Annotated in this window: 27 protein-coding genes; 9 read left to right on the top strand and 18 right to left on the bottom strand. The window is 44.4% G+C overall.

From position 1 onward, the window contains the following. Window positions 1–256: 256 nt before the first annotated feature. The gene (locus tag H9630_RS07770; protein ID WP_191714922.1) at window positions 257–772 is read left to right on the top strand and encodes a DUF421 domain-containing protein; all 516 of its coding nucleotides are present in this window, start codon (window positions 257–259) and stop codon (window positions 770–772) included. Window positions 773–808: 36 nt separating this feature from the next. Here the strand turns inward: H9630_RS07770 and H9630_RS07765 are convergent, their stop codons facing one another. Continuing rightward, window positions 809–1,285 (bottom strand): acyl-CoA thioesterase, encoded by a 477-nt coding sequence (locus H9630_RS07765; RefSeq protein WP_191714921.1) that lies wholly within the window; start codon window positions 1,283–1,285, stop codon window positions 809–811. Window positions 1,286–1,378: 93 nt separating this feature from the next. Here H9630_RS07765 and H9630_RS07760 point away from each other — a divergent pair, with 93 nt between their 5' ends. Then, entirely contained in the window at window positions 1,379–2,191 is an 813-nt protein-coding gene (locus tag H9630_RS07760; RefSeq protein ID WP_191714920.1) for an aminoglycoside N(3)-acetyltransferase, read from the top strand. 31 nt (window positions 2,192–2,222) lie between these two features. On the opposite strand, the gene H9630_RS07755 is transcribed toward H9630_RS07760, so the two are convergent. The 4 genes from H9630_RS07755 to adh all read right to left on the bottom strand — a co-directional run bounded on the left by H9630_RS07755 (window position 2,223) and on the right by adh (window position 5,079). Further along, entirely contained in the window at window positions 2,223–2,813 is a 591-nt protein-coding gene (locus H9630_RS07755) for a Fic/DOC family protein (protein WP_191714919.1), read from the bottom strand. Beyond that, window positions 2,806–2,994: a hypothetical protein gene (locus H9630_RS07750; RefSeq protein ID WP_142826824.1), complete on the bottom strand. Its 189-nt coding sequence runs from the start codon at window positions 2,992–2,994 to the stop codon at window positions 2,806–2,808. Before H9630_RS07750 ends, H9630_RS07755 begins: the two co-directional genes overlap by 8 nt. 143 nt (window positions 2,995–3,137) lie before the next feature. After that, a complete protein-coding gene (locus H9630_RS07745) occupies window positions 3,138–3,500 on the bottom strand; it encodes a DUF779 domain-containing protein (RefSeq protein WP_191714918.1) in 363 nt (120 codons plus the stop codon). A 58-nt stretch (window positions 3,501–3,558) separates the two neighbouring features. Continuing rightward, window positions 3,559–5,079: an aldehyde dehydrogenase gene (gene adh / locus H9630_RS07740; RefSeq protein WP_191714917.1), complete on the bottom strand. Its 1,521-nt coding sequence runs from the start codon at window positions 5,077–5,079 to the stop codon at window positions 3,559–3,561. A gap of 205 nt (window positions 5,080–5,284) precedes the next feature. On the opposite strand from adh, the gene rluF reads away from it, so the two are divergent. Both rluF and H9630_RS07730 read left to right on the top strand, forming a co-directional pair. Beyond that, on the top strand, window positions 5,285–5,992 hold the full coding sequence (gene rluF / locus H9630_RS07735) for a 23S rRNA pseudouridine(2604) synthase RluF (RefSeq protein ID WP_191714916.1): 708 nt from the start codon (window positions 5,285–5,287) through the stop codon (window positions 5,990–5,992). A 13-nt stretch (window positions 5,993–6,005) separates the two neighbouring features. Next, window positions 6,006–6,722, top strand: a complete 717-nt coding sequence (locus H9630_RS07730; RefSeq protein WP_191714915.1) for a DUF6904 family protein — start codon at window positions 6,006–6,008, stop codon at window positions 6,720–6,722. 187 nt (window positions 6,723–6,909) lie between these two features. Here H9630_RS07730 and H9630_RS07725 read toward each other — a convergent pair whose 3' ends face one another. Then, on the bottom strand, window positions 6,910–7,209 hold the full coding sequence (locus H9630_RS07725) for a cupin domain-containing protein (protein ID WP_191714914.1): 300 nt from the start codon (window positions 7,207–7,209) through the stop codon (window positions 6,910–6,912). A gap of 139 nt (window positions 7,210–7,348) precedes the next feature. On the opposite strand from H9630_RS07725, the gene H9630_RS07720 reads away from it, so the two are divergent. Beyond that, on the top strand, window positions 7,349–7,765 hold the full coding sequence (locus H9630_RS07720; protein WP_191714913.1) for a hypothetical protein: 417 nt from the start codon (window positions 7,349–7,351) through the stop codon (window positions 7,763–7,765). A 48-nt stretch (window positions 7,766–7,813) separates the two neighbouring features. On the opposite strand, the gene H9630_RS07715 is transcribed toward H9630_RS07720, so the two are convergent. The 5 genes from H9630_RS07715 to H9630_RS07695 form a co-directional block, all read right to left on the bottom strand. Next, window positions 7,814–8,230 carry a CBS domain-containing protein gene (locus H9630_RS07715; protein WP_191714912.1) on the bottom strand — a complete coding sequence of 139 codons (417 nt, stop codon included), beginning with the start codon at window positions 8,228–8,230 and terminating at the stop codon, window positions 7,814–7,816. A 150-nt stretch (window positions 8,231–8,380) separates the two neighbouring features. Continuing rightward, window positions 8,381–9,103, bottom strand: a complete 723-nt coding sequence (locus tag H9630_RS07710; protein WP_191714911.1) for an amino acid ABC transporter ATP-binding protein — start codon at window positions 9,101–9,103, stop codon at window positions 8,381–8,383. A gap of 12 nt (window positions 9,104–9,115) precedes the next feature. Next, complete coding sequence (locus H9630_RS07705; protein WP_191714910.1) at window positions 9,116–9,784, bottom strand: amino acid ABC transporter permease; 669 nt, start codon at window positions 9,782–9,784, stop codon at window positions 9,116–9,118. A gap of 28 nt (window positions 9,785–9,812) precedes the next feature. Then, entirely contained in the window at window positions 9,813–10,652 is an 840-nt protein-coding gene (locus tag H9630_RS07700) for a transporter substrate-binding domain-containing protein (RefSeq protein ID WP_191714909.1), read from the bottom strand. Between the two features lie 74 nt (window positions 10,653–10,726). Continuing rightward, window positions 10,727–11,569: a MurR/RpiR family transcriptional regulator gene (locus H9630_RS07695; RefSeq protein WP_191714908.1), complete on the bottom strand. Its 843-nt coding sequence runs from the start codon at window positions 11,567–11,569 to the stop codon at window positions 10,727–10,729. 434 nt (window positions 11,570–12,003) lie between these two features. Here H9630_RS07695 and H9630_RS07690 point away from each other — a divergent pair, with 434 nt between their 5' ends. The 4 genes from H9630_RS07690 to H9630_RS07675 are packed head-to-tail and all read left to right on the top strand — an operon-like array spanning window position 12,004 to window position 16,017. Next, on the top strand, window positions 12,004–12,753 hold the full coding sequence (locus H9630_RS07690) for a carotenoid biosynthesis protein (RefSeq protein WP_191714907.1): 750 nt from the start codon (window positions 12,004–12,006) through the stop codon (window positions 12,751–12,753). Continuing rightward, window positions 12,750–13,424, top strand: a complete 675-nt coding sequence (locus H9630_RS07685; RefSeq protein WP_191714906.1) for a lysophospholipid acyltransferase family protein — start codon at window positions 12,750–12,752, stop codon at window positions 13,422–13,424. The genes H9630_RS07690 and H9630_RS07685 overlap by 4 nt, the downstream gene beginning before the upstream one ends. A 2-nt stretch (window positions 13,425–13,426) precedes the next feature. Then, entirely contained in the window at window positions 13,427–14,527 is a 1,101-nt protein-coding gene (locus H9630_RS07680) for a glycosyltransferase (RefSeq protein ID WP_191714905.1), read from the top strand. Further along, entirely contained in the window at window positions 14,524–16,017 is a 1,494-nt protein-coding gene (locus H9630_RS07675; protein ID WP_191714904.1) for a phytoene desaturase family protein, read from the top strand. The genes H9630_RS07680 and H9630_RS07675 overlap by 4 nt, the downstream gene beginning before the upstream one ends. Before the next feature lie 102 nt (window positions 16,018–16,119). Here H9630_RS07675 and H9630_RS07670 read toward each other — a convergent pair whose 3' ends face one another. The 7 genes from H9630_RS07670 to H9630_RS07640 form a co-directional block, all read right to left on the bottom strand. Continuing rightward, entirely contained in the window at window positions 16,120–16,953 is an 834-nt protein-coding gene (locus H9630_RS07670; protein WP_191714903.1) for a phytoene/squalene synthase family protein, read from the bottom strand. Beyond that, entirely contained in the window at window positions 16,950–18,407 is a 1,458-nt protein-coding gene (locus tag H9630_RS07665) for a phytoene desaturase family protein (protein WP_191714902.1), read from the bottom strand. The genes H9630_RS07670 and H9630_RS07665 overlap by 4 nt, the downstream gene beginning before the upstream one ends. Continuing rightward, the gene (locus tag H9630_RS07660; RefSeq protein WP_191714901.1) at window positions 18,404–19,930 is read right to left on the bottom strand and encodes a phytoene desaturase family protein; all 1,527 of its coding nucleotides are present in this window, start codon (window positions 19,928–19,930) and stop codon (window positions 18,404–18,406) included. Before H9630_RS07660 ends, H9630_RS07665 begins: the two co-directional genes overlap by 4 nt. A 208-nt stretch (window positions 19,931–20,138) precedes the next feature. Beyond that, on the bottom strand, window positions 20,139–20,705 hold the full coding sequence (locus H9630_RS07655; RefSeq protein ID WP_191714900.1) for a 3D domain-containing protein: 567 nt from the start codon (window positions 20,703–20,705) through the stop codon (window positions 20,139–20,141). A 248-nt stretch (window positions 20,706–20,953) separates the two neighbouring features. Then, on the bottom strand, window positions 20,954–22,399 hold the full coding sequence (locus tag H9630_RS07650; RefSeq protein ID WP_191714899.1) for a DEAD/DEAH box helicase: 1,446 nt from the start codon (window positions 22,397–22,399) through the stop codon (window positions 20,954–20,956). Between the two features lie 145 nt (window positions 22,400–22,544). Further along, entirely contained in the window at window positions 22,545–24,416 is a 1,872-nt protein-coding gene (locus tag H9630_RS07645; protein ID WP_191714898.1) for an alpha-E domain-containing protein, read from the bottom strand. Further along, entirely contained in the window at window positions 24,416–25,873 is a 1,458-nt protein-coding gene (locus H9630_RS07640; protein WP_191714897.1) for a circularly permuted type 2 ATP-grasp protein, read from the bottom strand. The genes H9630_RS07645 and H9630_RS07640 overlap by 1 nt, the downstream gene beginning before the upstream one ends. Between the last annotated feature and the right edge of the window lie 98 nt (window positions 25,874–25,971).

Genomic DNA, 25,971 nt, shown 5'->3' with positions numbered 1-25,971 from the left:
GAAGGAGTTCAGCAATTTAGGTTTTTGGCGTTTGTTGATAACTTTACAGGGAATCATAACGAGTAACGGCAGAACTGTCCACAATCCTGCATTTTTTCATAAAAACCTCCATATTTTTATGCTTATGCACAATAAACCAACAAATAATGTGTGCTATGTGGATAAGATGTTTGAATTTTGTTGATATTTAAGAATAAATAAAACTTATCAACATGTGGATAAAATTATCAAAACCCTTTTCAGAAGGAGGGATAAAATGTTCGAAATTACTCTCGACAGCTTTATTCGGATCGTCACAGTCGGATTTCTTGCTTATATCGGCTTAATCATTTTTCTACGCATTTCCGGTAAACGCACGTTGACTAAATTAAACGCTTTTGATTTAGTCGTAACGGTGGCTTTAGGCTCAACATTGGCCACTATTCTACTGGACAGCAGCATCAGCCTGCTTGAAGGGCTGACTGCATTCGCTCTACTGATTCTATTGCAGTATGTCATTACCCTTCTTGCTGTCCATTCCGACTGGTTCAATAACGTCATCAAATCGGAACCACGCCTGTTGTTTCTGAATGGCCAATTTATAAGAAGTGCAATGAAAAAAGAACGGATCAAAGAAATTGAAATTTTGCAGGCTATCCGAAATTCCGGCTCAGGTTCTACTGAAAAAGTGGCAGCTGTCGTTTTGGAAACAGACGGCAGCCTGTCGGTCATAAGCAGCGAACCGGGCAATGCGCTGGAAAACGTCAATTCCAAGGAATCAGTCGGAAGATAGAAAAGGTGCATGGACAAACATCCAGGCACCTTTTTATCATCTTGGTGTTTTCACTCGATTTTTCCGGTGTTCACGTCTTGCGGGCGCTGTTTCAAAAAACAGCTTTTCCCCTTCGGATTCCGGCACAACAGCCGGCACAGGAGTTGGTTTCCCGTCGTCCCCCATTGCTACCATCGTCAAGAATGATTCCGTTGTCAGTTTTTCTTCCCCCGTTTGCAGGTTTTGTGATTTTACCCGAACATATACTTCCATAGATGTCCGGCCCGTTGAAGTGACGTTCGCCTCAAGCTCCAATACATCTCCGACCCGTGCCGAAGATAAAAAATCCACCGAGTCGATTGATGCTGTCACCACTACCTTGCGGCGTGCATGCTTCATCGCTGTAATTCCTGCGATCTCATCGATATAAGCCAATACTTTTCCGCCGAATATGGAGTCCATGTGGTTGGTGTCCGGAGGGAGCACCAATTTCGTTTGAATTGTTCTGGATTCTTTCATAAATCTTGCTTCCATTGCCTTCATTCCTTTCTCATTTGCCCTGTCGACAGAGGTTTCCCAAAACAACAGGCTTTCCTTTATAATATAGTGAAATCGGAGGGATACTTTATGTCAGAGTTATTGAATATTTTAAACACACCTGAATTCCAATCGAAAGAAACATTAAAACGCCAGCTTCATCAGCTTGGCATCACTTCTGGAGACGCATTGATGGTCCACTCTTCACTAAAGTCCATGGGATGGGTCGCTGGAGGCGCTCAAGCCGTCGTGGAAGCTTTAATGGAGACTGTCACTGATGCGGGCACATTAATTATGCCCGCACAGTCTGCAGACAACTCAGACCCTGTTTACTGGATGGAGCCTCCGGTCCCTGAAAATTGGCATCAGCCGATCCGTGATGAACTTCCTGCGTTCGATCCTTTTTTAAGTGGAATGCGCGGAATGGGAAAAATCGCGGAATGTTTCCATCGTCATCCGTTGACCATCCGAAGCCCGCATCCATCCCACTCCTTTATCGCATGGGGCAGACAGGCAGCCGATTGGATGAGTGAACAGCCGATTGACGATTCCTTCGGCAAACGCTCCCCACTCGCAAAAATGATGCAGGCACATGTAAAAATTCTGTTGATCGGCGTCGGTTTCGATTCATGCACCGCTCTCCATTATGCTGAATTTGTTCAGGAACACCGCGTCACTTCTCCACAAGGCGCCGCTATTTTGCTCGACGGAAAAAGGGTCTGGCAGACCTACGACTGCGTAGAAATGGATTCGGATCGTTTTCCGGAAATTGCGAAAGCCTTTCCTGGCAACATTGTCGAAGGATCGCTCGGACAAGCCCAAATCCGTCTTGCGGAAATGAAACCTCTGGTCGAATTTGGAATTGACTGGCTTCGCACTCAGCCGGCACCAGAAAGCACGTAAAATGCCAGCGCTCTTTGAGCAGCTGGCATTTTTACCGCGTAATGATTTCATCCAACAGCCTTTCCAGACGGTTGTTGTCCTTATTGAATGAATCGACAAAAGCATTGATGATCTCTGCAGGTTCCAGTACTTTTTCCCAATCCAGCCGATATCCTGCATTCAAGAGCAACTGACGCGCAAATTCACGGATGCTGCGACCATTGCCTTCCCGAAAAGGATGAAGGGCATTCAACTCAGACAGAAAATAGGCAAGCTGGGAAACCAGCCCATTTCGCGGCAAGTCTTTTAAGTAATTTTCTGCTTTCAGTTCTTCAAAAATTTTCATGAGATGCGTCTCAATGTGTTTCGGATGCGCAAAAGATGAAGAACCTTTTGAAATCATCTCTTGCCGCAACTCTCCAGCAAATGGATAGACATCCTGGAGCAAGTATCGATGAATGGCTAAAAATGCCTTCGCATCCACAGGATCTGCCGGTTTCTGCAACTGGAGTTCCGAAAGGCGGAACAGTGTATAGACTTTCTCCAGCTCCTTCAGTTTTTCTTCGTCCTGTACATCAAACAAATTGATCAATACATCAGTTCCAGGATAGCAATACATTGAAGTATGCTGATACTTAGACATCGAACTTCCTTTTGATGGCCTGATGGAATTGTGCCTCCGTCCGTTCACCAGTCAATACCGACCGAACGAAATTCTCATCCTCATTTGTTACATCAAACCCCTCCGTAACAAGAGAATGTGAAGCGCAGGAAATCGCGTGATTGGCTTGTTCATGGGAAACTCGGTTCACTAATTTCGTCAACTGTATGACCACCTTTCATGCTGCAATTATACCATTTTCCCAGCATGAATTCTATCTTCACCCCTTGATTCATCTAGGTTTTCTATACCTTTTCAATAGGTATCGGAATTAAAAAAACCGGATGCATCAGCATCCGGTTTCCTTTAAACCTGTTCCTGTAGTTCCTTGGCCTCTTCCGGAGTGAAAGCACGTGACCTTGTCAGGAATCGCTTGCCTTCGACTCCTTCCAAAGAGAACATTCCGCCTCGCCCTGGCACGACATCAATGATCAATTGCGTGTGGCTCCAGTAGTCGAATTGGTTCTTGTGCATATAGAATTTGCTGTCCCCGATGACGCCCATCAGAATGTCCTGATCTCCGATAAACAAGTCGCCTTCAGGATAACACATCGGGGAACTGCCATCACAGCAGCCCCCTGATTGGTGAAACATGACCGGACCGTGCTTTTCCTTGAGCAATTGAATCAATTCAATAGCAGCATCTGTCGCAATTACGCGTTCGACCATTGCTATCCCTACTTTCCGGTAATCTTCGAAATTCCTGTGGGTTGGTTATTCCTTGGGATCAGAAGAATCCTTGCTTGTCTTCGCTGTAGCTGACCAGCATGTTTTTCGTCTGCTGGTAATGATTGAGCATCATGAGATGGTTTTCACGGCCGAATCCGGACATTTTGTAACCGCCGAACGCGGCGTGGGCCGGATACTGGTGGTAACAGTTCGTCCATACGCGCCCTGCCTGGATGCCGCGGCCAAAACGGTAAGCCGTATTGGTGTCGCGCGTCCAAATTCCGGCGCCCAAACCATATAAAGTATCGTTTGCCAGTTCAAGTGCTTCTTCTTTTGTTTTAAACGTTGTCACAGATACGACCGGACCAAAGATCTCTTCCTGGAAAATGCGCATCTTGTTATGCCCTTCAAATACAGTCGGTTGGATGTAGAAGCCTTCGGAAAGCTCTCCATCCAACATGTTGCGGTCACCGCCTGCAAGCACTTTGGCGCCTTCTTGTTTGCCGATGTCCAAATAGGACTGGATTTTTTCCATCTGTTCCGTGGAAGCCTGCGCACCCATCATCGTTTCCGGATCAAGCGGGTTCCCGGTTTTGATGGCCGCTACGCGTTTTAGTGCACGTTCTATGAATTCGTCATAAATGTCCTCTTGAATCAGTACACGGGACGGGCAGGTACAGACTTCCCCTTGGTTCAAGGCGAACATGACAAATCCTTCAATGGCTTTATCCAGAAACGCATCGTCCTGGTCCATGATGTCTTTGAAGAAAATGTTCGGTGATTTGCCTCCCAGTTCCAACGTGACCGGAATCAGGTTCTGGGAAGCGTATTGCATGATCATACGCCCAGTCGTCGTCTCACCGGTAAATGCGACTTTGCTGATGCGCGGACTCGAAGCAAGCGGCTTGCCGGTTTCAAGGCCAAAACCGTTGACGATGTTCAGTACGCCCGGCGGCAGAATATCGCCGATCAATTCAGCCAGCACCAAAATGCTTGCCGGTGTCTGTTCTGCGGGTTTCAATACCACACAGTTGCCGGCAGCTAAAGCCGGGGCCAATTTCCAGACCGCCATCAAGATCGGGAAGTTCCACGGGATGATCTGTCCGACCACACCAAGCGGCTCGTGGAAATGATACGCGACGGTATCGTTATCGATTTGGCTCAGTGACCCTTCCTGCGCACGGATCGCGCCGGCGAAATAACGGAAATGGTCAATGGCCAATGGCAGATCGGCATTCAAGGTTTCGCGCACGGCTTTGCCGTTATCCCACGTTTCCGCAACGGCCAGCATTTCCAGGTTCTGTTCCATCCGGTCCGCAATCTTCAACAGGGCATTGGCCCGTTCCGTGACCGACGTTTTCCCCCAGGCATCTTTGGCTGCATGCGCTGCGTCCAACGCCAACTCCACGTCTTCAGCAGTCGAACGGGCGATTTCCGTAAACTTCTTGCCCGTGACCGGTGACACGTTTTCAAAGTATTGGCCTTTTACCGGCGCTTTCCATTCCCCATTTATAAAGTTTTCGTACTTATCTTTAAACGTAACTTTCGAACCTTCCGTGTTTGGCATTGCATAGACCATTCTCATCTCTCCCTTTTTCTTTTTACCATTATGTACGCGCTTACATTTAATCAATACCCCTTGGCGCATCAATAACAGCTTCCCTTCTATATTGTCAAACTAATCTAAAAATTGCAACTGTAGAACACCGAAATTTTTTATTCATCCTATAGTTCATGTATAATGAGAACGAGAACTGGAAATACGGAATTGAAAGGAATTTATTATGCGAATCAATAAGTTTTTAAGCGAAACAGGCATCACTTCCCGCCGCGGAGCCGATAAGTTCATCGAAGCGGGACGTGTGGCCATCAATGGAAAGCCTGCCGAACTCGGCAGTAAAGTCGAAGTTGGAGATACAGTCCAGGTAGATGGAAAAGTTATTGAACAGCCGAAACAGCAATATGTTTATTTGGCTTTGAATAAGCCAGTTGGCATCACCAGTACGACCGAACGCCATATCGAAGGAAATATTGTCGACTTCGTCAACCACTCCGAACGCATTTTTCATATCGGCCGCCTCGATAAAGATTCAGAAGGCCTGATTCTATTAACCAACGATGGAGACATCGTCAACGAAATTCTTCGTGCTGAAAACGAGCATGAAAAAGAATATATCGTCAAAGTCGATATGCCGATCACTGAATCATTTTTGGCAAAAATGGAGGAAGGGGTGGAAATACTCGATACAAAGACCCTTCCGGCGAAAGCCGAAAAGCTCTCCACTTATACCTTTAAACTGACGATACGGCAGGGATTGAACCGGCAGATCCGCCGCATGTGCACAGCACTCGGCTATGAAGTCCGAGCTCTACAACGGGTCCGCATCATGAACATACTGCTCGGAGATCTTGCTGTGGGTGAATGGCGCGATTTAACCGATGCTGAACGCACCGAGTTGTTTGCTGAACTCGATTACACACCAAAACGCTGAGGAGGACATTGCCATGTTGACCATGAAAAGCACGCCAAACCATACAGGTGTTAAAATCAGCGGTGACTATTTCGATTTGGATGAACTGAACCAGGCGATCTACAGAGTCATCGGGCAAGAAGACCAGTATTACGGTTATGAGGGATCCCGGATGCGGATTCTAGGCATTTCCTATGAAATCCGCCATGCAGCTCAAGGCGACCGCAATGTTGATTTCGTTTTCAATGGTCTTCACGATCATACGATGAAACAGCATGGCTTTATCGCTCCTGATAAGAATATTTACTTTTCAACCGAAATTCTTTGGCCGGAATTGATATATGCGGTTATTGCCTTGAAGGATTTTGTTAAGTTCTACCAGGAAGAAAAACAATTTCCGCTGTGGGACACCCATTTACCGGTCATTTCCCGCTTCCAGTCTTTGGTACTCGACTGCCTGCAAGGGCACGTTCCTCAAGAGGAGTTCGGTATGATCCTGAAATCCTTTAACCAGCCGGTTACCGTTAATGACTATGCCATCCAATACGTAGACTTTTTAAACCTGAAATACATCGGCATGACCAAACAGCAGCGGGAACAAAGCCTTTCTGCCATTGCCATGAAAATTGCAGTGCAGGACCAGGACTATACCGCCTTCCGCAACCAGGTTCTAGCTGCCGCTGCCCCCCATAAAAAGTCGATACATGAAATCACTGTCCAAGCGGAGTATCCAGAAGACTTTGAATGGTGACAAGAAAAGCGAAAGCAGCCGTTTAGCTCCGACAAGCGTTGGAAGCTTTACCGGTAATGGCGTTGTTTGCCATTTTCGGTAAAACTGAAGCGACTCGAGGGACTGGCTGCTGGAGCTGGACAACAAGAAAAGCGGAAGCAGCTCAACCCCATGAAAAAAGCTCACGCTTTCTCAGCGTGAGCTTTTTTCATGAAGTAATTTGAAGAACCAACAAATCACTTGGCTCAATTGCAGTCAGGCTGTGTTTTTCTTTCGGATTCAGATGCAGAATGGTATCAGGTGTAACTTCCACCGTTTGTCCTTCCACATTAAATGAGACTTTTCCGCTCCGTACAATAATGACCACATCAGCTGCAGAATCGTGCTCAGCAATCTTTTCGCCTGTCTGCAATTGCATGTTCACGACTTTGGTTTTGCCGAAACTTAATGCTTTTTGAATATGTTTGTTTTTCTCTTCCAACAAATTGGGTGTTTCAATCAATTCCATCTCTTCACCTCACCCCTTTTCCACACCATACACTGAACACGGGTAAATGAAAAGAAAACCACAACTTCGTCGGCCGTGTTAGGAAGCATTCGGTAAAGGGTAAAGTCAATTAACCGTATTTATTAAGGAGTGTGAGTTTATGTACAAAGTTCTAATTCCAGTGAGTCTGGTCTTTTTATTAACTGCTTGCGGAGGGACAGCACCCGATGTTACAGAAGAAACCCAGACAGAAGTGACTGCTCCAGAAGGAGAGTTGGACCCTACGGCCCCAGAAGAAGCTGAGAATGCAGAATTTGTAAGCTTTGATGAACTGTCTTCCGGAAACATAGAAGCAGGCACAGGCGTATCGATTCAAGGAACAGTTGAAGAACTGGCAGATGACATCGCTTTTCCTTCCTTCATTATAGGAGATGGCGAAAGCCAGGTTTATGTTCGGAATATGGCGGAAACACCAGTTGAAGTCGGAGACCGCATTACAGCAGATGGCATTTTTGAAGGCAAGGCCGAAGAAGAGATGCCTATGATTTCTGCTTCTCTTATCGAAAAAGCTGAATAAACTCCTTCAAAAAGCCGATTCACTGCGAATCGGCTTTTTTGATTATTATTATTCCACTTCCGAGATTTCAATAATGGTATTCTCTGCATAATGGTTTGCTGAAACGTCCCTTATTGCCAAGTCCCCCAATGAAACAATGCCGATTACTTGTTCTCCTGTCACGATAGGCAATCTGCGGATCTTATGGGTGGCCATCATCTCAGCCGCTTCTTCAACAGTCAAGTCTACAGTTCCCGTAACGACTTCCGCTGACAGAATTTCCGAAATAGGCGCCTCACTAGGGATTTGTTCAGCCAAGCCGCGGACAACAATATCTCGGTCAGTAACAATTCCAACCAAACGGCCATCCTCACAAATCGGAATAGACCCCACGTTGATTTCCCGCATTTTTAAGGCAACTTCCTGGAGCGTTGATTCGGGCATACACGTTTCGACATCGGTCGTCATGATCTCTTTGATTTTCATCCCTTCTGCCTCCTCAAGTTTTCCCATTACTATATAACTTAACCAAATTCCTCCTCAGCAAACGTTAAATACCACAAGAAAGAAGGAATCAGTTCCTTTGAACCGATTCCTTCCTTTTCACCTAGTATTTTCATCCCGCATGGTGACTGATTATTCGACCAGCTGAATAAATTGCTTGGTTCGCTCATTTTGCGGATTTTCAAAGAAATTCTTCGGATCTGCCGATTCAATGATCTTGCCTTCATCAATCATAATGATGCGATCCGCCACTTCTTTGGCGAACTTCATTTCATGGGTGACGACGACCATGGTCATTCCTTCTTCAGCCAACTGCTTCATAACCTGCAGCACTTCTCCGACAAGTTCGGGATCGAGTGCAGAAGTCGGTTCATCAAACAGCATAACTTTTGGCTGCATGGCAAGCGAACGTGCTATCGCAACGCGCTGCTTTTGCCCACCAGAAAGTTTGCTCGGGTAGACATTGGCTTTATCACCCAGGCCTACTTTTTCCAGCAATTCTGTTCCCAGCTTCTTAGCCGCTTCTTTCTTCATCTTTTTGACGGTGATTGGAGCTTCTATGACGTTCTCCAGCACCGTTTTATGAGGAAACAAGTTGAAATGCTGGAATACCATGCCGACTTCGGCACGTATTTTCGTTAAATTATCCTTTTTCGGATTGACCGTATGGCCATCAATCGTAATTTTTCCGTCATTGATCATTTCCAGGAAATTAAAGCATCTGAGAAGCGTACTTTTTCCGGAGCCGCTGACTCCGACAAGTACAACCACTTCCTGGGGTTTGACATGAAGGTCTACACCTTTCAGTACCTCGAGGTCACCAAAGGATTTATGAATGTTTTCACCAATAATCATGTTAGTCCCTCCTTAGGCTCTGTCGACATCGAGTTTGTTTTCATACAAACGCAATAGGAATGTGAAAATCATTACGAGCACCAGGTAGTAGAGCGCAACAACCAAAAACGATTCAAATGGCTGGTAAGATTGTGCGGCTTCACGGTTTCCAAGTGAGAAGATTTCCGCTACCCCGATGATGTAAACAAGTGATGAATCTTTCAATGTAATGATGAACTGGTTGCCAAGCGGCGGAATCGAACGGCGTAAAGCCTGTGGAAAAACGATTCGGCTCATTGTCTGGCGGCGGTCCATACCCAGCGACATACTGGCTTCCCGCTGTCCCGGATCAATACCCTGGATTGAGCCCCGGAAAATTTCCGCGATATAAGCACCGTTATGGACACCGAGCGCTATAGCGCCGGCCCAGAAATTCGACATTGTATAAAGTTCAACAATCCCGAAGTATAGGAACATAATCTGTACGATCAGCGGAGTACCGCGAATAATTGTGATGTAAATGTTGGCAATGGCCTGTAAAATTTTAGAGCCTGAGATTTTCATCAGCGCGAAAACAAGTCCGATAACCGTTCCCAAAATGACACCAATAGCTGTCAATTGCAAAGTAACGACGGTCGCTTCTAAAAATCCAGGATACGTGCGCATAAATACGTCGTAAACTGTTGTAATTATCTCTGGCATACCTTCCACTCCTCTTTATCTCAAAAAATTATTCGAGAACTTCAACGCCTTCAAGATCTATGTCGAGGAGATTGCGGCCGAACCATTTTTGTGAAATCTCATCATAAGTTCCATTTTCGATGATAGTATCCAAGGCTTTATTAATTTCCTCAAGCAATGCCTCATCATCTTTGCGAACAGCGATTGATGGTTGTTCGACCCATAGCGGATCGCCGATCATTTCGACTGCCAGTCCTTCATTTTGCGCTTCAAACCCTACCACGTCTGCTGTAATAACAGCATCTAAGCGGCCTTCAATTGCTAAATCCTGCAGAGCAACAACGTCACTTGAATAGTATTGGATGTCTTCTGTGTATTCTTGAGCAACCGTATCATATGTAGTCTGACCAACTACACCGATTTTCTTATCCGTCAAATCTTCTACAGATTGGATATCTGTAGTTCCTTCACGCACGAAAATGGCTCCACCTGAATAATAGTATGGATCAGAAAAGCTGACTTGTTCCGCACGTTCAGCGGTTTTAGACATTGATCCGATAATTGCATCAAAGCGGTTTGTATTCAACCCTTGAATGATGGTTTCGAATGGTGTAGTGACCGGATTTGGCTCAAGCCCCATTTCTTCTGCAATGGCATTGCCGATATCGATATCAAATCCATCCAGATTTCCGCCTTCTTCAAAACTGAACGGTTTGTATAAACCACTTGATGCAGTCGTGAATTTACCTTCTTCAAGCAAATTCAGATCGCTGCCTCCGCCCTCAGTACTTGATCCTTCTTCCGAACTGGATGAGTCATCCCCTCCACAAGCTGCCAATAACATTCCCGCGGAAAAAACTACACTTAAAAATGATAATTTCTTTTTCATCTTTTTCTCCCCTTTTCGTTTTTATTTGACCAAATCGCCGAGGCGTTTCGGAATTTCCCAATACATTGGCTTGCTTAAATAAAAAGATTCCGCTCTTTGTATACTTCTTCTGCTTTTGCCCAATTGCCATTTACTTTTTCTTGATCTTTGACATAAATGAATCGCATGATCGATGTCAAAAGTGCATGGACGGAGGTGTAGGAATCAATATTCAAACTTGAATTCACGGACACTGCAAGAGCACAATCCGCATAGGCAAGAGCTGGAGATTCTGTTGAATCAGTCAAAACAACCACATCCGCACCTTGTGCTTTGGCACTTTTTAATGCATCGATGATTAGGTTTGTGTAACGGGGAAATACGAAAGCAATGACTAAATCCCCTTTGCCCATTTTGGAGAGCTGTGTGTAATATTCTCCAGTTGAAGGGTAAAGCATTTCTGAGTGATCAAGCGCAAGATTCAGCCAGTTGGAAAACCAATGGGCGATTCCGTAATCGAAGAAATTGCCGGTAACGAAAATCCGGTTAGCCTGACTGATTTTATCGACAACCTGCAGAAGTTCCTTTTCGTTGATCGATTCTTTCAGTTTTTCAATCGTTGAAATATCGGCATCCAGCAAATTCATCAAAAAAGATTGTTGGGCAGCAGGCTCAACTATTTTCTGTTCTGCTTTTTCCAGTCGTTCTTCCGCCAGTTTCCGCTGTACGACATGCTGAAATTCAGCATATCCTTTATAACCCAGCTTTTGTGTCCAGCGTATGACTGTCGATTCACTGACGTTGACGCGTCTGCCGACTTCAAGTGCAGAAGAGAAAGCTAAGAAAATAGGTTCTTTGAAAAACAAATCTCCGACTTTTTTCTGGCCTGAACTAAATTCCGGATATGAATCTGACACACTGCGCAGTAAATCCTGCATATTAACGCCTCCACTTGAAGAACACACTTAAATACTCTTCCTAAAGTATACAAGCATGCAGGAAACCCTGCAATAGTTTACCGAAAATTCAATATTAACCGGATTCTTTGAATACTTAAAAAACCATTCAAAAGCCTTCTAACAAAGGGTTTAAGAAAAAATAAAGCTGGAGATAAATTTAACATTTTTTAAAATTTACTCTAAGTAACTAGCCTATTCGCCTGAAACTATTGGTTTTATTATTAATTATTTTCTACTATGCAGACTTATGGACATAAGAATTTATCCCCTTATTTTGTAAATTCGAAACTTTACATTTCTTTATAGTTGCCTGCAGCTGACTATCTTTGTGAAGCTGCGTCTCATGTTTTCATATTTCGACGTAACTCCTGTATAATCTTTGTATAAGAAAATTATCTAAGGGGCTGTTTTTTGTGTGGGAAAATCGGATATTCAAACTTTTCATCTTTTGGTATGTTTGCGGAATTATCCTAGTCGGCTTTGACCTTCTGCCTTCCTGGCTGGAGTGGGCAAACGCATTCTTCCTCATACTCGCCGGAACGCTCGGCTTTCTATACTTCCTGAAACGTTTCGGTGCAATTCCCGGGGCGTCAATCGGTGTCCTTATCTTCTTCTCAACATTCATTGTCGAGTGGGCAGGAGCAGACAGCGGCTTTCTGTTCGGCTCGTATGACTACACAGACCGTTTTGCGCCAAACGTATTTGGGGTTCCTATTGCCATCGGTTTCGCTTGGCTTATGGTCATGGCCACCACCCATGTGGTGGCACGTTGGATTGTTCCAGGCGGTGGCTTACTTTACGCTATCGTGGGGGGGATAGGTGCAGTGATCATTGATCTGATCATCGATCCGGTCGCCTATCAAGTAAAACAGTATTGGATTTGGGAAGATACCGGACTTTACTATAATATTCCCTGGACTAATTTTTTCGGTTGGTTCGTTGTGGCATTTGTCCTGCATTTGGTGATTGACCTAACGATGAAGAAAAAATCGTTGACGATTACTTCAAACCTTCCAGAAAAGCGGATGCTTCTTTTATACGTATTGATGATCGCTATGTTTATCATGCTGGGAGCAATCGGCGGATTATGGCTGGCTGTGCTATTGACGACTGCTTTAACTGTCTTGATTGTCGCTCTGGCCTGGAAGAGGCAACCGGTATGATCGATGCGAAAAAATCCAGTTTATTCGAATTCGGCTTTAATCTATACTTAACGCCGCTCATCCGTTCTTCTTTTTCTCGAATACTTGGCCAGGGAGTAAAAATCATTCCAGAGAAACCGGTGCTGTTTATCGCAAACCACAGCTCTTGGTGGGACGGCCTTGTATTTTTCTATTTGAACCGCACGGTCTGGCGGCACGATATACACATGATGATGCATGAAGAGGGACTGAGAAAACATTCCTATTTTCGTTACCTTGGCGCATTTTCCATCAACCGAAAAAAACCAAAAGAAATTCTGACTTCACTTCAGTACGCTGAAGCTTTATTGAAACAAGGAAAGTCCGTGGTTCTGTTTCCCCAAGGGGATGAATTCCACCTTGAAACGCGCCCTCTCGATTTCCAGACGGGAGTGGCTTACTTGATGGAACATTGTCCGGAAGTGCCTGTGGTGCCTCTTAGTTTCTATTATTCATTTGGCCATCAGCAAAAACCTGAACTGTGGATTCAGCAACATCCACAGGTAGCGACAAAAACACTGGAACATCTGAACCGTAAAGAAAAGACCCTCTACCTGCAAGAGCTTTGTACGGAACAGCTAGATTCATTGAAGAGTACCGTAATCAGCGAAAACAGTGAAGCGTTTCAATCGCTCGGAAAAAGGGGGAAATAATTATGGCCCTTTATATCGCAATTCATCTGGCATTTTTAGGCTGGATCATCATCAATCGCCTGTTTCTTCCGGCATTGCCGAAGCAACCGGAGCTTTCTGGAAGACCCCTGGTATCCGTTCTCGTGCCGATGCGGAATGAAGAGCGAAATGTCGAAGTCCTGATAAAATCCTTAAAGAATTCATCCTATGACCAGATGGAATTTATCCTTTTAAATGACCAATCGACAGATGGCACACAAAAAGAGCTGGAGCGCACAATCGAAGGGGATTCCCGGTTCACAATCCTGCAGGGCAAAGAACTTCCCGAAGGATGGGTCGGTAAAGTCCATGCCTGCCATCAGCTTCAGCAAGCCGCTTCCGGCGATTATTTATTGTTTGTCGATGCTGACGTCCGCTTCCGGCCGAAAGCGATTGAACAGTCCTTGGCATTAATGGAGCGAAAAAAAGCACACTTATTGACTGGTTTCCCCGCTTTTGATGTGGCTCCTTTTCTCAGCAAACTGCTCGTGCCGATGCTCCATTTTGTTATTTTATTTCATTTGCCGATCGCTTTGGCCAACTATACGAAATTTAAAGCCGCGACAGCCGCCAATGGCATGTGGATGATGTTTGAAAGAAACAGCTATCAAAAAATCGGCGGCCACGCGGCCGTCTATAACTCACTGGTCGAGGATGTCCATATTGCCCGGGAAATAAAAGCACATGGCTATAAGGTCGTATTGGCGAATATCACCATGTCAGTAAAATGCCGGATGTACGACACCAACACTGAAGTATGGGAAGGGTTTTTGAAGAACAGTTACGCCGGCATCGGACGGTCACCTTTTCTTGCAGGTGTGCTCATCCTTTTTTATTCAACCTTTTACATCCTTCCTCCTTTTTTGGCCCTTTACGGAGTATTTAATGGTTTATACTCATGGATGATCCCTTACGTGCTGACAGTAATACAACGCTGGTATGTGGATATGGTGACCAACCAACGCTGGTACTTGTCGTTCCTGATTCCTCTCCAGGCAGCAGCGATGCTCGGAGTTTTGGTTGAATCGATGCGGAAATCCTTTAAAAAACAGCCTTATTCATGGAAAGGAAGGCATTATTCATGAAAAAAATTGTCATAGTCGGTGGCGGGTTAGGCGGACTTGCCTCCGCGGTCACGCTTGCCCACGCAGGGTTTGAAGTAGAGCTTTTTGAAAAGAATGATCATCTCGGCGGCAAACTGATGCCTGTGGAACTTGGGAGCTATACTTTTGATTTCGGTCCGAACACGATTACGATGCCGGCTGTCTTTGAAAAAGTCATTGCCCAAACCGGTGAAAACCCACAGGATTATTTGGACTTTATGCCTTTGGAAGTTCATACCCGAAATCATTTTCCGAATGGCAGTTCATTCGATTTCACCGTCGACCAGAAAAAAATGATTCAGCAGCTTCACGTTTTCGATACCCATGCTGCCAATAAATACCCCGCATTCATCAAGGAAATCAGCCGCCTTTATAATTTCTCTGAACGTTATTTTTTCCCAGTAACCTTTCAATCCTGGCGCGATTATTTGTCTCCTTCTCTCGGCTTTGCTCTGCTGCAGGTGCGTCCCGCAGAATCGATGCACCATTTTTTCAAGCGGTATTTCAAGAACCCTTTGCTGGTCCAGGCATTTGACCGGTACGCCACATACATCGGCTCTTCCCCTTACCGGGCACCTGCCACTTTTTCCATGATCGCTTACCTGGAATTGGTGGAAGGCGTCTATTACAAAAAAGGAGGAAATACAGGTATTGCCCAAGCTTTCTCAGCTGTTGCCAGAAATTCCGGTGCTGTTCTGCAAACCGGAAAAGAAGTGACAAGAATACTTACTGATGACGGTCAGGCAAAAGGCATCGAGCTTAAAGATGGTACACGGGTCGACGCTGACCTGGTCATTTTAAACGGCGATTTGCTGTCGGCCTTTCCCGCTTTGGTCGAAGAAAAACATCGGCCATCGTTGTCTGATGCCAAAGTGGCAGCCTTTGAACCATCTATTTCGGCCTTTGTCATTACGGTCGGATTAACAGAACGTCTTGATGCCCTGAAGCATCATAACGTCTTTTTCTCTTCAGACTACCAGAAGGAATTCAGCGATTTATTCGATGCTTCCGCATACAGCGATGAGCCCACCGTCTATATCAGCAACTCTTCCTATACAGATCCAAGCGTATCACCTGATGGCGACAACCTGTTTATTCTGGTCAATGCACCTGCACTGACTAAAGAAGGACAGCTGCAGATTGATCCAGAAACATATAAAGAACGCATTTATGACTTTCTTCTAAGTTACGGAATCGATGTACGCAGTTATATCGCTGAAGAGAAAATCTTCACTCCAGCTTTTATTCGGGATAAGTTCGGCGCTTTCCGGGGAGCTTTATATGGCCCTTCTTCCAACCGCCCGAAAGATGCCTTTCTTCGTCCGCCCAATGCCAGCCGCGATATTCAAAATCTTTATTTCGTCGGCGGCAGCAGCCACCCCGGCGGCGGTTCACCAATGGTAGTCTTGAGCGGTTTGAATGTAGCAAATAAGATAATCGCTAAATACAAAAAGACAGCTTCATCGAAATGATGAAGCTGTCTTTTTGTATTTAGAGAAGACAATAGGCGATGACGCTTTTCTCTATTGTCCAGCTCCAGCGCCCAGGTCCGACGGGCACTTCCGCTTTTTTCTTTACAAACAAGCCAATATGGCTTGTTTCGACTCTTCGGGCACATAATGTTTTTCGCGGAAGACATTGTATTGCTTCGAACGGATTGTGAAAAGAATTTCACGGTAGACAAGTGCGGCTCCTTTAACAGGGACTCTTGAAGACAAAGGATAATCCTGAATCGTTTCAAATGCTTTTTTGTAATGGAATTCGGCTTTTTCCGCCAATTCTTCCCAAACCGCAATGAATTGAGGACTGACAATTCCGGAACGGAGCTCATCTTCACACAATTCATACTTGCCCATAATCTCTTCAGGCAAATAGATGCGGCCTAATTCCAGATCTTCGCCGATATCACGCAGAATATTTGTGATCTGCATGGCATATCCAAGTGAAATAGCGCCTTCTTTCAGGATACCTGTTTTACCGGGAGCCAATATCGGCAACAGCATGAGGCCAACTGTACTGGCCACATGATAGCTGTAGTTCAGCAACTCTTCCATTGTCCGATAGCGATGGATGGTCAAATCCATTTCTTGCCCTCTAATCAACCCGAAAAACGCATCCACGTCCATCTCGTAATTTTCAAAGACATGTCCCAGTGCTACCCACATTGGATTATCATTGTCGTAGGCTCCTGTTAAAAATTCTTCGAAATCCACTTTGAATTGTTCAAGTTCTTCTTCTGAATTCAATCCTTCATCCACAATATCGTCTACAGTCCGGCAAAATGTGTAAACAGCCCAAACAGCTTTTCGTTTTTCCTTAGGGAGCAAGGAGAATGCTTTATAGAAACTTTTAGAATGCATAGCAATGACTTGTTCACAGGAAGCATAAGCATCTTTTAAATTCATCATACACTGCCCCTTTCCTTTGCAAAATCGCCTTGGATTTGCTCTGCCAGTAGCTTTGCCCCTTGCATGACGATTGGAATGCCTCCGCCAGGATGGACAGATGCACCTACTGCATACAAGCGATCGGTTTTGAACGGCTTGACTTGAGGACGGAAAACACCGGATTGGAACAATGTAGGGCCAATTCCGAAACTTCCTCCTTTGAACAGACCGAATGCTTCTGCCTCTGTAGGTGTCCGGACTTCCATCCATTCTACCGCTTCCCGGAAATTAGGAAAAGCTAAATCTTCCATACGATCGATGATTTTTTCGATCCAGGCTGAATCATTTGCCCAATCGATATCCGTTCCTGAAGGAACCGGAACCAATACATAAAGGACACCCTTTCCTTCAGGAGCCAATGAATCATCTATCTTTGATGGATGAAAAGTATAAATTGCCGGATTTTCAGTTTTCCGTTTTTTCACAAACACATCATCCATATGGTCTTCGTAACTGTCACCGATGAAAAACTGATGGACATTTCCTTCTTCGTACACTTTGTTCAAGCCAAAATACAGCAATACACATCCTGAAGAGGCGGTATAACTTTTCTTTTTCTGCTCAGGCAATACTTTTTCAATACCTGGAAAATCGCCATTATAGACAATGCCATCAAACGCTTCATAGCCTTCTGCCGTTTCAATCCCTTTAGCTTTACCTTCTTCTGTAACAATTTGTTGAACTGCCGTATTTGTTTTGATGGTCAGATTATTACGTGACCGAAGTGCTTTTTCCAACGTTGGAATCAGGCTTCCATAACCGCCTTTCAAATAATATACCCCATGTTCGTGTTCACTGAAAGGGACAAGCGAGTACATGGCAGGTGCACGGAACGGGTCTCCACCGATATACAAAGATTGCAGCGAATAAGCCAACTGCAGCCGTTCGTCCCGAAAATAATTGGATGTCAGTTTTTTGACAGACTGCTGAGGTTTGAGCTTCAACAATTTCTTGACGTTTCCAGCGGTAAAGAAATCGGCTTTATTGACGAATGAATGCTCTAAGAATGAAGATTTGCCGATCTCAAACCGCTTGCGGCCTTCTGAAATATACCGAAGAAATCCTTCTTTTTCAGCCGGAAAAACATTTTCAATTTCTTCCAACTGGCGATTGATATCAGGATACTTAGTATAAACAGTGCCATCCGAAAAGCGAATGGAATAAAGCGGATCACATAATAATAATTCGATATCTTCAGCAGGAATCCCTGCTTGCTGAAGCAGATCCTGAAACATCTCAGGCAATAATACAATGGTGGGCCCCTGATCTACTTTAAAGCCATCTCGCTCAACAAACGTTAAACGGCCTCCAAGCTTTTCCTCTTTTTCAAAAATCGTGACATCAAAGCCCATATTCGTTAAATACAAAGCGCCCATCATCCCGCCGACGCCTCCGCCAATCATTGCAATCTTCATGCAAAGCCCTCCAATGCAGGAAGCGGCAACACCGGGATCCCTTTTTTGCCATGCTGTTCAAGAATGCCATTGGCTGTGATGCGTGCCGATTCCAAAATGGTTGGCAAGCCGCTTCCTGGATGCGTGCCTCCACCAACCAACCAGCAGTTTTTCAGTTCTTCAAATTTATTGTGGGGACGGAAGACCATCATTTGAGATAATTGATGGCCCAGATTGAACGTCGCTCCTTGATAGACTGAGTAATCTTCCTGCCAGCCCATCGGCGTCAACATTTTTTCGACTTCGATATGGTCGCGCAAATTCTTGAACTCTGTCTTTTCCTCAATAATATCCAACACCAGTTCACGGAAAGCATGTTGCTCGTTTTCCCAGCCGATGTCACTGAAGTTATTCGGCACCGGGGCTAGAATGTACAAGGCTGATTTCCCTTCAGGCGCTAACGTAGGGTCGGTAACGCTGGCATTTTGGACATAAATGGATGGATCTGCAGAAAGAATTTGCGTTTTTGTCATTTCTTCCACATTTTTCTTGTAATCTTTTGAAAAGACAATCGTATGGTGGGAAAGATCGTATTTTTTATCAAGCCCTAAATAAAGCATAAACGTGGAACAGGAATATTTCTTCTTCGCCAATTTTTCAGGAGTGTACTTTTTCAAAATCCCTGGTTCGACCAAATGGTTCATGGCATGAGCGAAGTCACCGTTAATAATTACTTCATCCGCTTCCTTGCGTTGTCCATTTTCAAGGTCTACGCCTTTCACTTCACGATTTTCAATCCACAACTTTTTGACTCCTGTGCTGGTGTGGATTCGGCCGCCCAGTTCTTCCACTACTTTTGCCATAGCCTGCGACAATTGATTTACCCCGCCGATCGGGTGATAAATGCCATACGCATGTTCCATGTAGGAAAGAATGGAAAAAGCCCCAGGGCATTCCCATGGCGACATACCGAGGTATTTGGATTGGAAAGCAAAGGCCATTTTCAGCCGTTCATCTTTAAAATACCGGGACAATACATCGTATAATGTTTTATTCACTTCGAGTTCAGGCAAAGCCTTCAATACTTTCGGCTGGACCATTCTGAAATAACTATCCATCTTGGTTTGCAGAATGGGAGACAGAGCTTCCAATTTCTTGCCGGTATCTTTCATGAACCGCTCGTATCCTTCGCCATCGCCTTTGAAGTTTTCATTGATTTGTTTTTTCATTTCTTGGTTATTTCGGGTCATAACCAAATTTTGATCTTCAAAAATCAATTCGTACATGGGATCCAATTCAACGGCATCCATATAGTCTTTTAAGTTTCTGCCTGTTGCTTCAAACAACTCTTCCACTAAATGCAGCATGCTCAAAAAGGTAGGGCCTGTGTCAAAAGTAAAATCGCCAAGACGCAGTTCTGCATTTCGCCCTCCTACCCATGGCTGTTTTTCGTAGACATCCACTTGGTATCCTTTGCTGGCCAACAACATAGCTGCAGCTAATCCACCAGGCCCTGCCCCTATCACAATCATTCTCTCTGACATAAAGATGCCTCCATTTCAAATTGCCTTATATATTCTACATTAATTATACAAATATTATACCGCCTAACCTTAAAAAAGACTATTCATTTGAATTTACCCTATTTCCAATTTTTTTAAATCTTTCTGTGAAGTTACTTACCCGCAATTCCCCAGTAGTCAATTGCTGAACGCAAAAAAATCCGGCTCATTTTCATGAGCCGGATTTCACTTATTTCAATACTTTTAATTTAACATTTTTGCGTCCCCACTTAAGCGCTTTGCTTTGGGTCGGAATGAAGACATCGATTTTTTTCCCTTTGATAGCACCGCCGGTATCACCTGCAACAGCATATCCATAGCCTTCCACATGAACTTTCGTCCCTAGAGGTATAACTTTTGGATCCACTGCAATGACTTTCAGCCCTGGATTCTTTTTCAAGTTAATCCCTGTGCGTGTAATGCCTGAACATCCTTTACACGAAGCTGTATATGCAGTGGCGCTCACTGTGAATTCCTTTGCGACTGTTCCGCTTGTTGAACGTGAAGGAGTCGTTTTTTTCGAAACTGTTTTAGCAGCCGGTTTTTTCAATTTAAGTTTCTGTTTTGGATGAATCGTATTGGACTTTAAATTGTTCCAGATTTTCAAATTGCTGACTGATACTTTTTGAGATTTTGAAATTTTATATAATGTGTCCCCGCTTTTTACTGTATACACATTTGATGCCGCTGAACTTTGAATCGAAGTTGCTAGGAATAAAATCAGTGCAAAACTTAAGACTGCCAATAGTTTTTTCAATCTGCTATCCCCTTTGCTTTTTCTAAGTACAATTAAAATAGCACGGGAATATTACAGGCATGTAACAATAAAGGGCATGTTTCATTACAATACCGCTTCATTTTGTGACATATGAATTATGATGTCCTTATGTTAAACCTAAATTATGTAAAAAAACAAGACTCTTTATACCATACCATATGGTACATCGCTTTTTTATTTCTTTGGAAATAAAAAAACTGCGAGCCTTTTTGGCTCGCAGTCCCAGCTTATTTATTGGCTTTATGCACTTTTAGTGTTTTACCTTTAACGGTTTTATCTTTCATCGCCTTCAAGACCATCGGACCCTTGCCATTCAGAATATCAATGTATGTCACCGAATCCTGTATTTTAATAATCCCGATATCTTCAGCTGTCACTCCCGGAATGCTTGTTAATGTACCCACAAAGTCAAAAGCACGAAGTTTCTTTTTCTTGCCGCCATTGAAATACAACTTGAGGATATCTTTATTGACTTGCTCATTTTTGTTTTTCTTCAGCTTTGGACGGCTTTCAAGTTTCTCAGTGAAGTCCAGCATAGCTCCGTCCACTTCAGTCGGTGAAGGTGCCGTTCTGCGCGGAATTTCAAAGCCGATGTACTCTTCTATCTCAGCCAGGAATTTGTCTTCATGTGGTGTCACAAATGAAATTGCTTTCCCTGTTTTTCCGGCACGTCCTGTGCGGCCTGCGCGGTGTACATAGCTTTCTTTTTCCATCGGCAAGTCATAGTTGATGACGTGCGTAATGCTGTCGATATCAATCCCACGGGCAGCAACATCAGTCGCCACCAAATAACGGAATTCACCTCGTTTAAAATCGTTCATAACAGCAGTACGGTCTTCCTGCATCATGCCGCCGTGCAATTTATCGCACGTGTAATAATGTTTTTCCAACTGTTCCATGACAAAATCGACATTGTCTTTGGTCCGGCAGAAAATGATGCAGCTGTCCGGATTCTCAACAATGGTCACATCCCGCAACAATGAAAATTTCTTTTGTTCCGCTACAACAAACAAGGAGTGATCGATTCGAGCGGTTAAAGTTTCCGTTGAAGCAATTTCAATATGCTTCGGATCAATCATGTATTTTTTTTGCAGATTTTCTACGTTTTCAGGCAATGTTGCTGAAAACAGCATAGTCATGCGCTGTTTCGGCAATTTGTTGATGATTGCTTCCACTTGTTCCACAAAGCCCATATTCAACATTTCGTCCGCTTCATCAAGAACCAGGTACTCGATGCGTTCCAAGTTCAACGTACCACGTTCAATATGATCCAGCACACGACCCGGCGTCCCAACAACCACATGGCATTTCTGCTTGAGTTCAGCCTGTTGGTAAGCAAAAGGCTGTTTGCCATAAACCGCCGCTGCTTTGATGCGTTTGAATCGGCCGATGTTCGTTATATCCTCTTTCACTTGATCCGCCAATTCCCGTGTCGGTGTCAAAATTAAGGCCTGGGGTTTGTTTTCTTCCCAATCGACCAATTCGCAGATCGGAATTCCGAATGCAGCTGTCTTCCCGCTTCCTGTTTGAGACTTCACCGTTATATCAGTTTTTGAAAATGCGACAGGAAGGACTTTTCTTTGTACTTCTGTCGGTTCAGTATATCCAAGCCCCTCAAGGGCCTTCACGATCGGTTCACTTATGCCGTATTCTTTAAATTGCTTCGTATTCATGTTTGCTCTCCATCTCCGTTCAAAAATTTCAGGTTCTCCTATTATCGCACGGATTAGAAAATTCTGCTGTTAAACGATTATTAAGTTTTATCCCGCTCTAAAAATCGATGGTGCTGAAGAAAATTCCCATGTCTACGGTTTCCAGTTATTGATCCATCAGGCTCACTGAAACTTTAACATCCAAGGACTGGCTGCCGCCGCGATAAACCCCTTGCACCGGGCTGACATCATTATAATCCCGCCCTACGCCAACACGAATATGATTTTCCAGAGCTTCTACATTATTCGTTGGATCCAAACCTACCCAACCAATGCCAGGGACCATCACTTCCACCCATGCATGGCTCGCAGCATCCCCGACAAGTGCCGAATTTTCCCCCACATACAAATAGCCGCTGACATAACGGGCCGGTATGTACTTGCTGCGAAGAATGCCGAGCATCACATGCGTGATGTCCTGGCAAACCCCTTTTCTTAATTCAAAAGATTCTTCCGCTTTTGTATTGACCGTCGTTGATTCACCGTCATAAGTGAAATGCTGGTGAATATACTCCATCACGTCGATCGCATATTGCACTGGATTTTTCATAATACCCAGCTCACGGTCGATTTGGCTCATTTGCTCCATTGATAAATACGTATACGCTGTATTACTCAAAAAGGCCAGGTAATGTTCTCCGAATAATTGCGAATGAAAAATGGCACTCATTTCTGGCGAATAATCAATCCGATGAATAAAGGGACTTTTTTGGATGCTGACGATGGATGTCGTCTTCACTTCTAAATGCTGGTGATGCTCAGCGATAAAAAAAGTTTCTACATGGTTGCCCCAAATATCGATATGCTCTTTGGTGAGGGAAGCCGGTGTAATCTCCGCCCGGTAGGACAATAAGCGTTGGCATTCATCCGTTCTCGGCTTTAGCCGGATCGAGTTCATGCTTTGGTCTACAATTGTTTCGTATTGAAAGATATTAGTATGCTCAACTTTATATTTCATAGATGTTATTCCTTTCGCGCCCATGCTCTGTGATTGGCTGGACTCCATCGGTTTGGTCTCGGAATCGCTTAAATAATAGGTTTTTGAAAAAATCTGGCCAACTTCATTGCAGCCATTCTGAAAATCATTCAGAAAATCCATAATTTCATCTGAGTTCAGTTCATCAATATTGATGGCTTCAAATTCTTCCTGGAGCTGGTCCAGTTTCGCATAAAGCTGCCATGAATAATGAGAAATTTTCCCGCCTTCCAACTCATCGATTGCTTTGCGGACATGCGTAAGGCAATAGCGGATCGAACGCGGAAAATTCGTATCGGCAATCAGGAAAGTCAATACTTTCTTCGGGTTCATCTGCGGGGGATTCACTTTTAAGTAAGCATTGTAGCCATTGGTCATCCGTAACGCAGCCAGCCAATAATAATAATCCTCGGATTGCGCTTCCAAAACCCGCTCTCTCGTACGTTCACAAACGACGTTTAAAATTCGGGCTGTCTTTTCTGCGCGTTCCAGCCATTTGGCGATTTTGATAATCTGGTAAGCGACTCCCCTCGACATGGAGGATTCCACGATTCCTTGTGTGGTCAGCGAGGTTAGCTTGACATGTTGAAGAAATTCACGCATTTCTTTGACAGTGCAGCTTTGCTGATCCATTTCCTGCAAAATCAAGTAACAGCCATTCCAGGCTTCCCAATAATCATCCGGAATGTGGTCCCTGCTGATTCTGGCGTTTTCACGGACGACTCTCACACAACTCGCTACTGAATTAAAATTAGCTTCTTCCATAGCCAAGTAGTGGACAAGCTGGTCTTCCTGATAGCTTGGCAGAGACTTAATCTTTTCCATCGTTGCTGTCGAAGCGCATATTTCGTAAATCAACTTCCAATCGCTATCCCGAATCAACTCTTCGTCTGCCGCTTCAATCATCTGAAGCAATTGTACATCCAAAATACGGGCGTTGTTCTCTGCCCTCTCTACGTTTCTCGACATCCAATACAAAGAATTTGCCACGCGGCTAAGCATTAGGCGTCCCCCTCTTCTTCTCTTTTCTTAAACACCCATGTGTCTTTCCCGCCGCCACCCTGCGAAGAATTCACAACCAGGGACCCTTCTTTTAAGGCAACACGTGAAAGCCCGCCTGGCATAACATGCGTATCTACTCCCCGAACGACAAAAACCCTTAAGTCGACATGGCAAGGATAAAAATCTTCTCCTTGATACGCAGGGGCCCTGGACAGTTTAATGGTCGGCTGGGCAATATACTGATGAGGGGCTTCAATGATTTTCTCACGGAACTTTTCAATCAATTCTTCTGATGCATGCGGTCCGACCAACATATCGTAGCCACCCGAAGCACCGACATTTTTCACCACCAATTCATGCAAGTGATCGAGCACCCACTCCCGCTCTTCCGGTTTATCCAATAGATAGGTTTTGACATTATCGATGATCGGTTCTTCATTCAAGTAATACCGGATCATCTCCGGCACATAGGCATAGATGGCTTTGTCATCTGCCACTCCATTTCCAATGCCATTTAAAATCGCTACATTGCCTTTTCTATAAGCCAGCAGCAAACCAGGAACCCCTAACGCAGATTCAGCGAGAAACGCTTCGGGGTCCAGGTAATCGTCGTCTATCCGGCGGTAGATGATATCGACTCGTTTCAACCCCCGGATTGACTTCATGTAGACAATGTTCTTTTTAACGATCAGGTCTCGGCCCTCCACCAAATCGATGCCCATCTGCTGCGCTAGAAAGACATGATCATAATATGCGGAATTGTACATCCCAGGAGTCAGCAGAACAGCAAAGGCCTTGTCTTTTCTGGATTCCGGCGCATGGTCCAATATCGCCTGATGGAGATGGGAAAGCTGATGCTCGAGGGTATGAACCGATTGGCTGGCGAAAAACTCGGGGTAAACCTGACGCATGACGTACCGGTTTTGATACACATAAGACAACCCTGATGGATTACGCAAATTATCTTCAAGCACATGATATTTCCCGTTTTCATCACGGATCAAATCAATACCGGCTAGAAAAATATGATTTTTCAGCGGAATGTCGATGTCTTTTACCTGTTCGTCGTAATAATATGGATTCGCTTCAACTAAATGTCTGGGAACAATCCCATCCTTCAGGATGCGCTTATCGTGATAGACATCCTCCAAAAACTGATTGAGCGCTTCCGCGCGCTGGACCATTCCTTTTTCCACCACTTCCCACTCTTCAGATGGAATGATGATGGGCACAAAGTCAAAAGGCATGGTTCTTTCCGTTCCGACATTGTTGTTATAAACAGTGAAAGTGATGCCTTGCCTCAGAAAAGACAGTTGAGCTGTTTCATGTTTTTCACGCAGCTCATCTTTCGAAAACTTCTGAAGTACATCGAAAAACTTTTGGTAATGAGACTTCGGCTTTCCATTCGGTGTAAACATTTCATCAAAAAACGCCCCTGTAGAATACATCTTAAACAAATAAACAACCCCCTAATACGTAGAATATTCAGACAAAAATAAATGAAGAAAAAGCTATGCCGCTTCTGGAAACGCGCATAGCTAACTTTGTTCCATTA

This window comes from Planococcus wigleyi (genome assembly GCF_014836985.1).
Classification (GTDB): Bacteria; Bacillota; Bacilli; order Bacillales_A; family Planococcaceae; genus Planococcus; species Planococcus notacanthi.
This window is presented reverse-complemented; position numbering and strand designations above follow the sequence as displayed.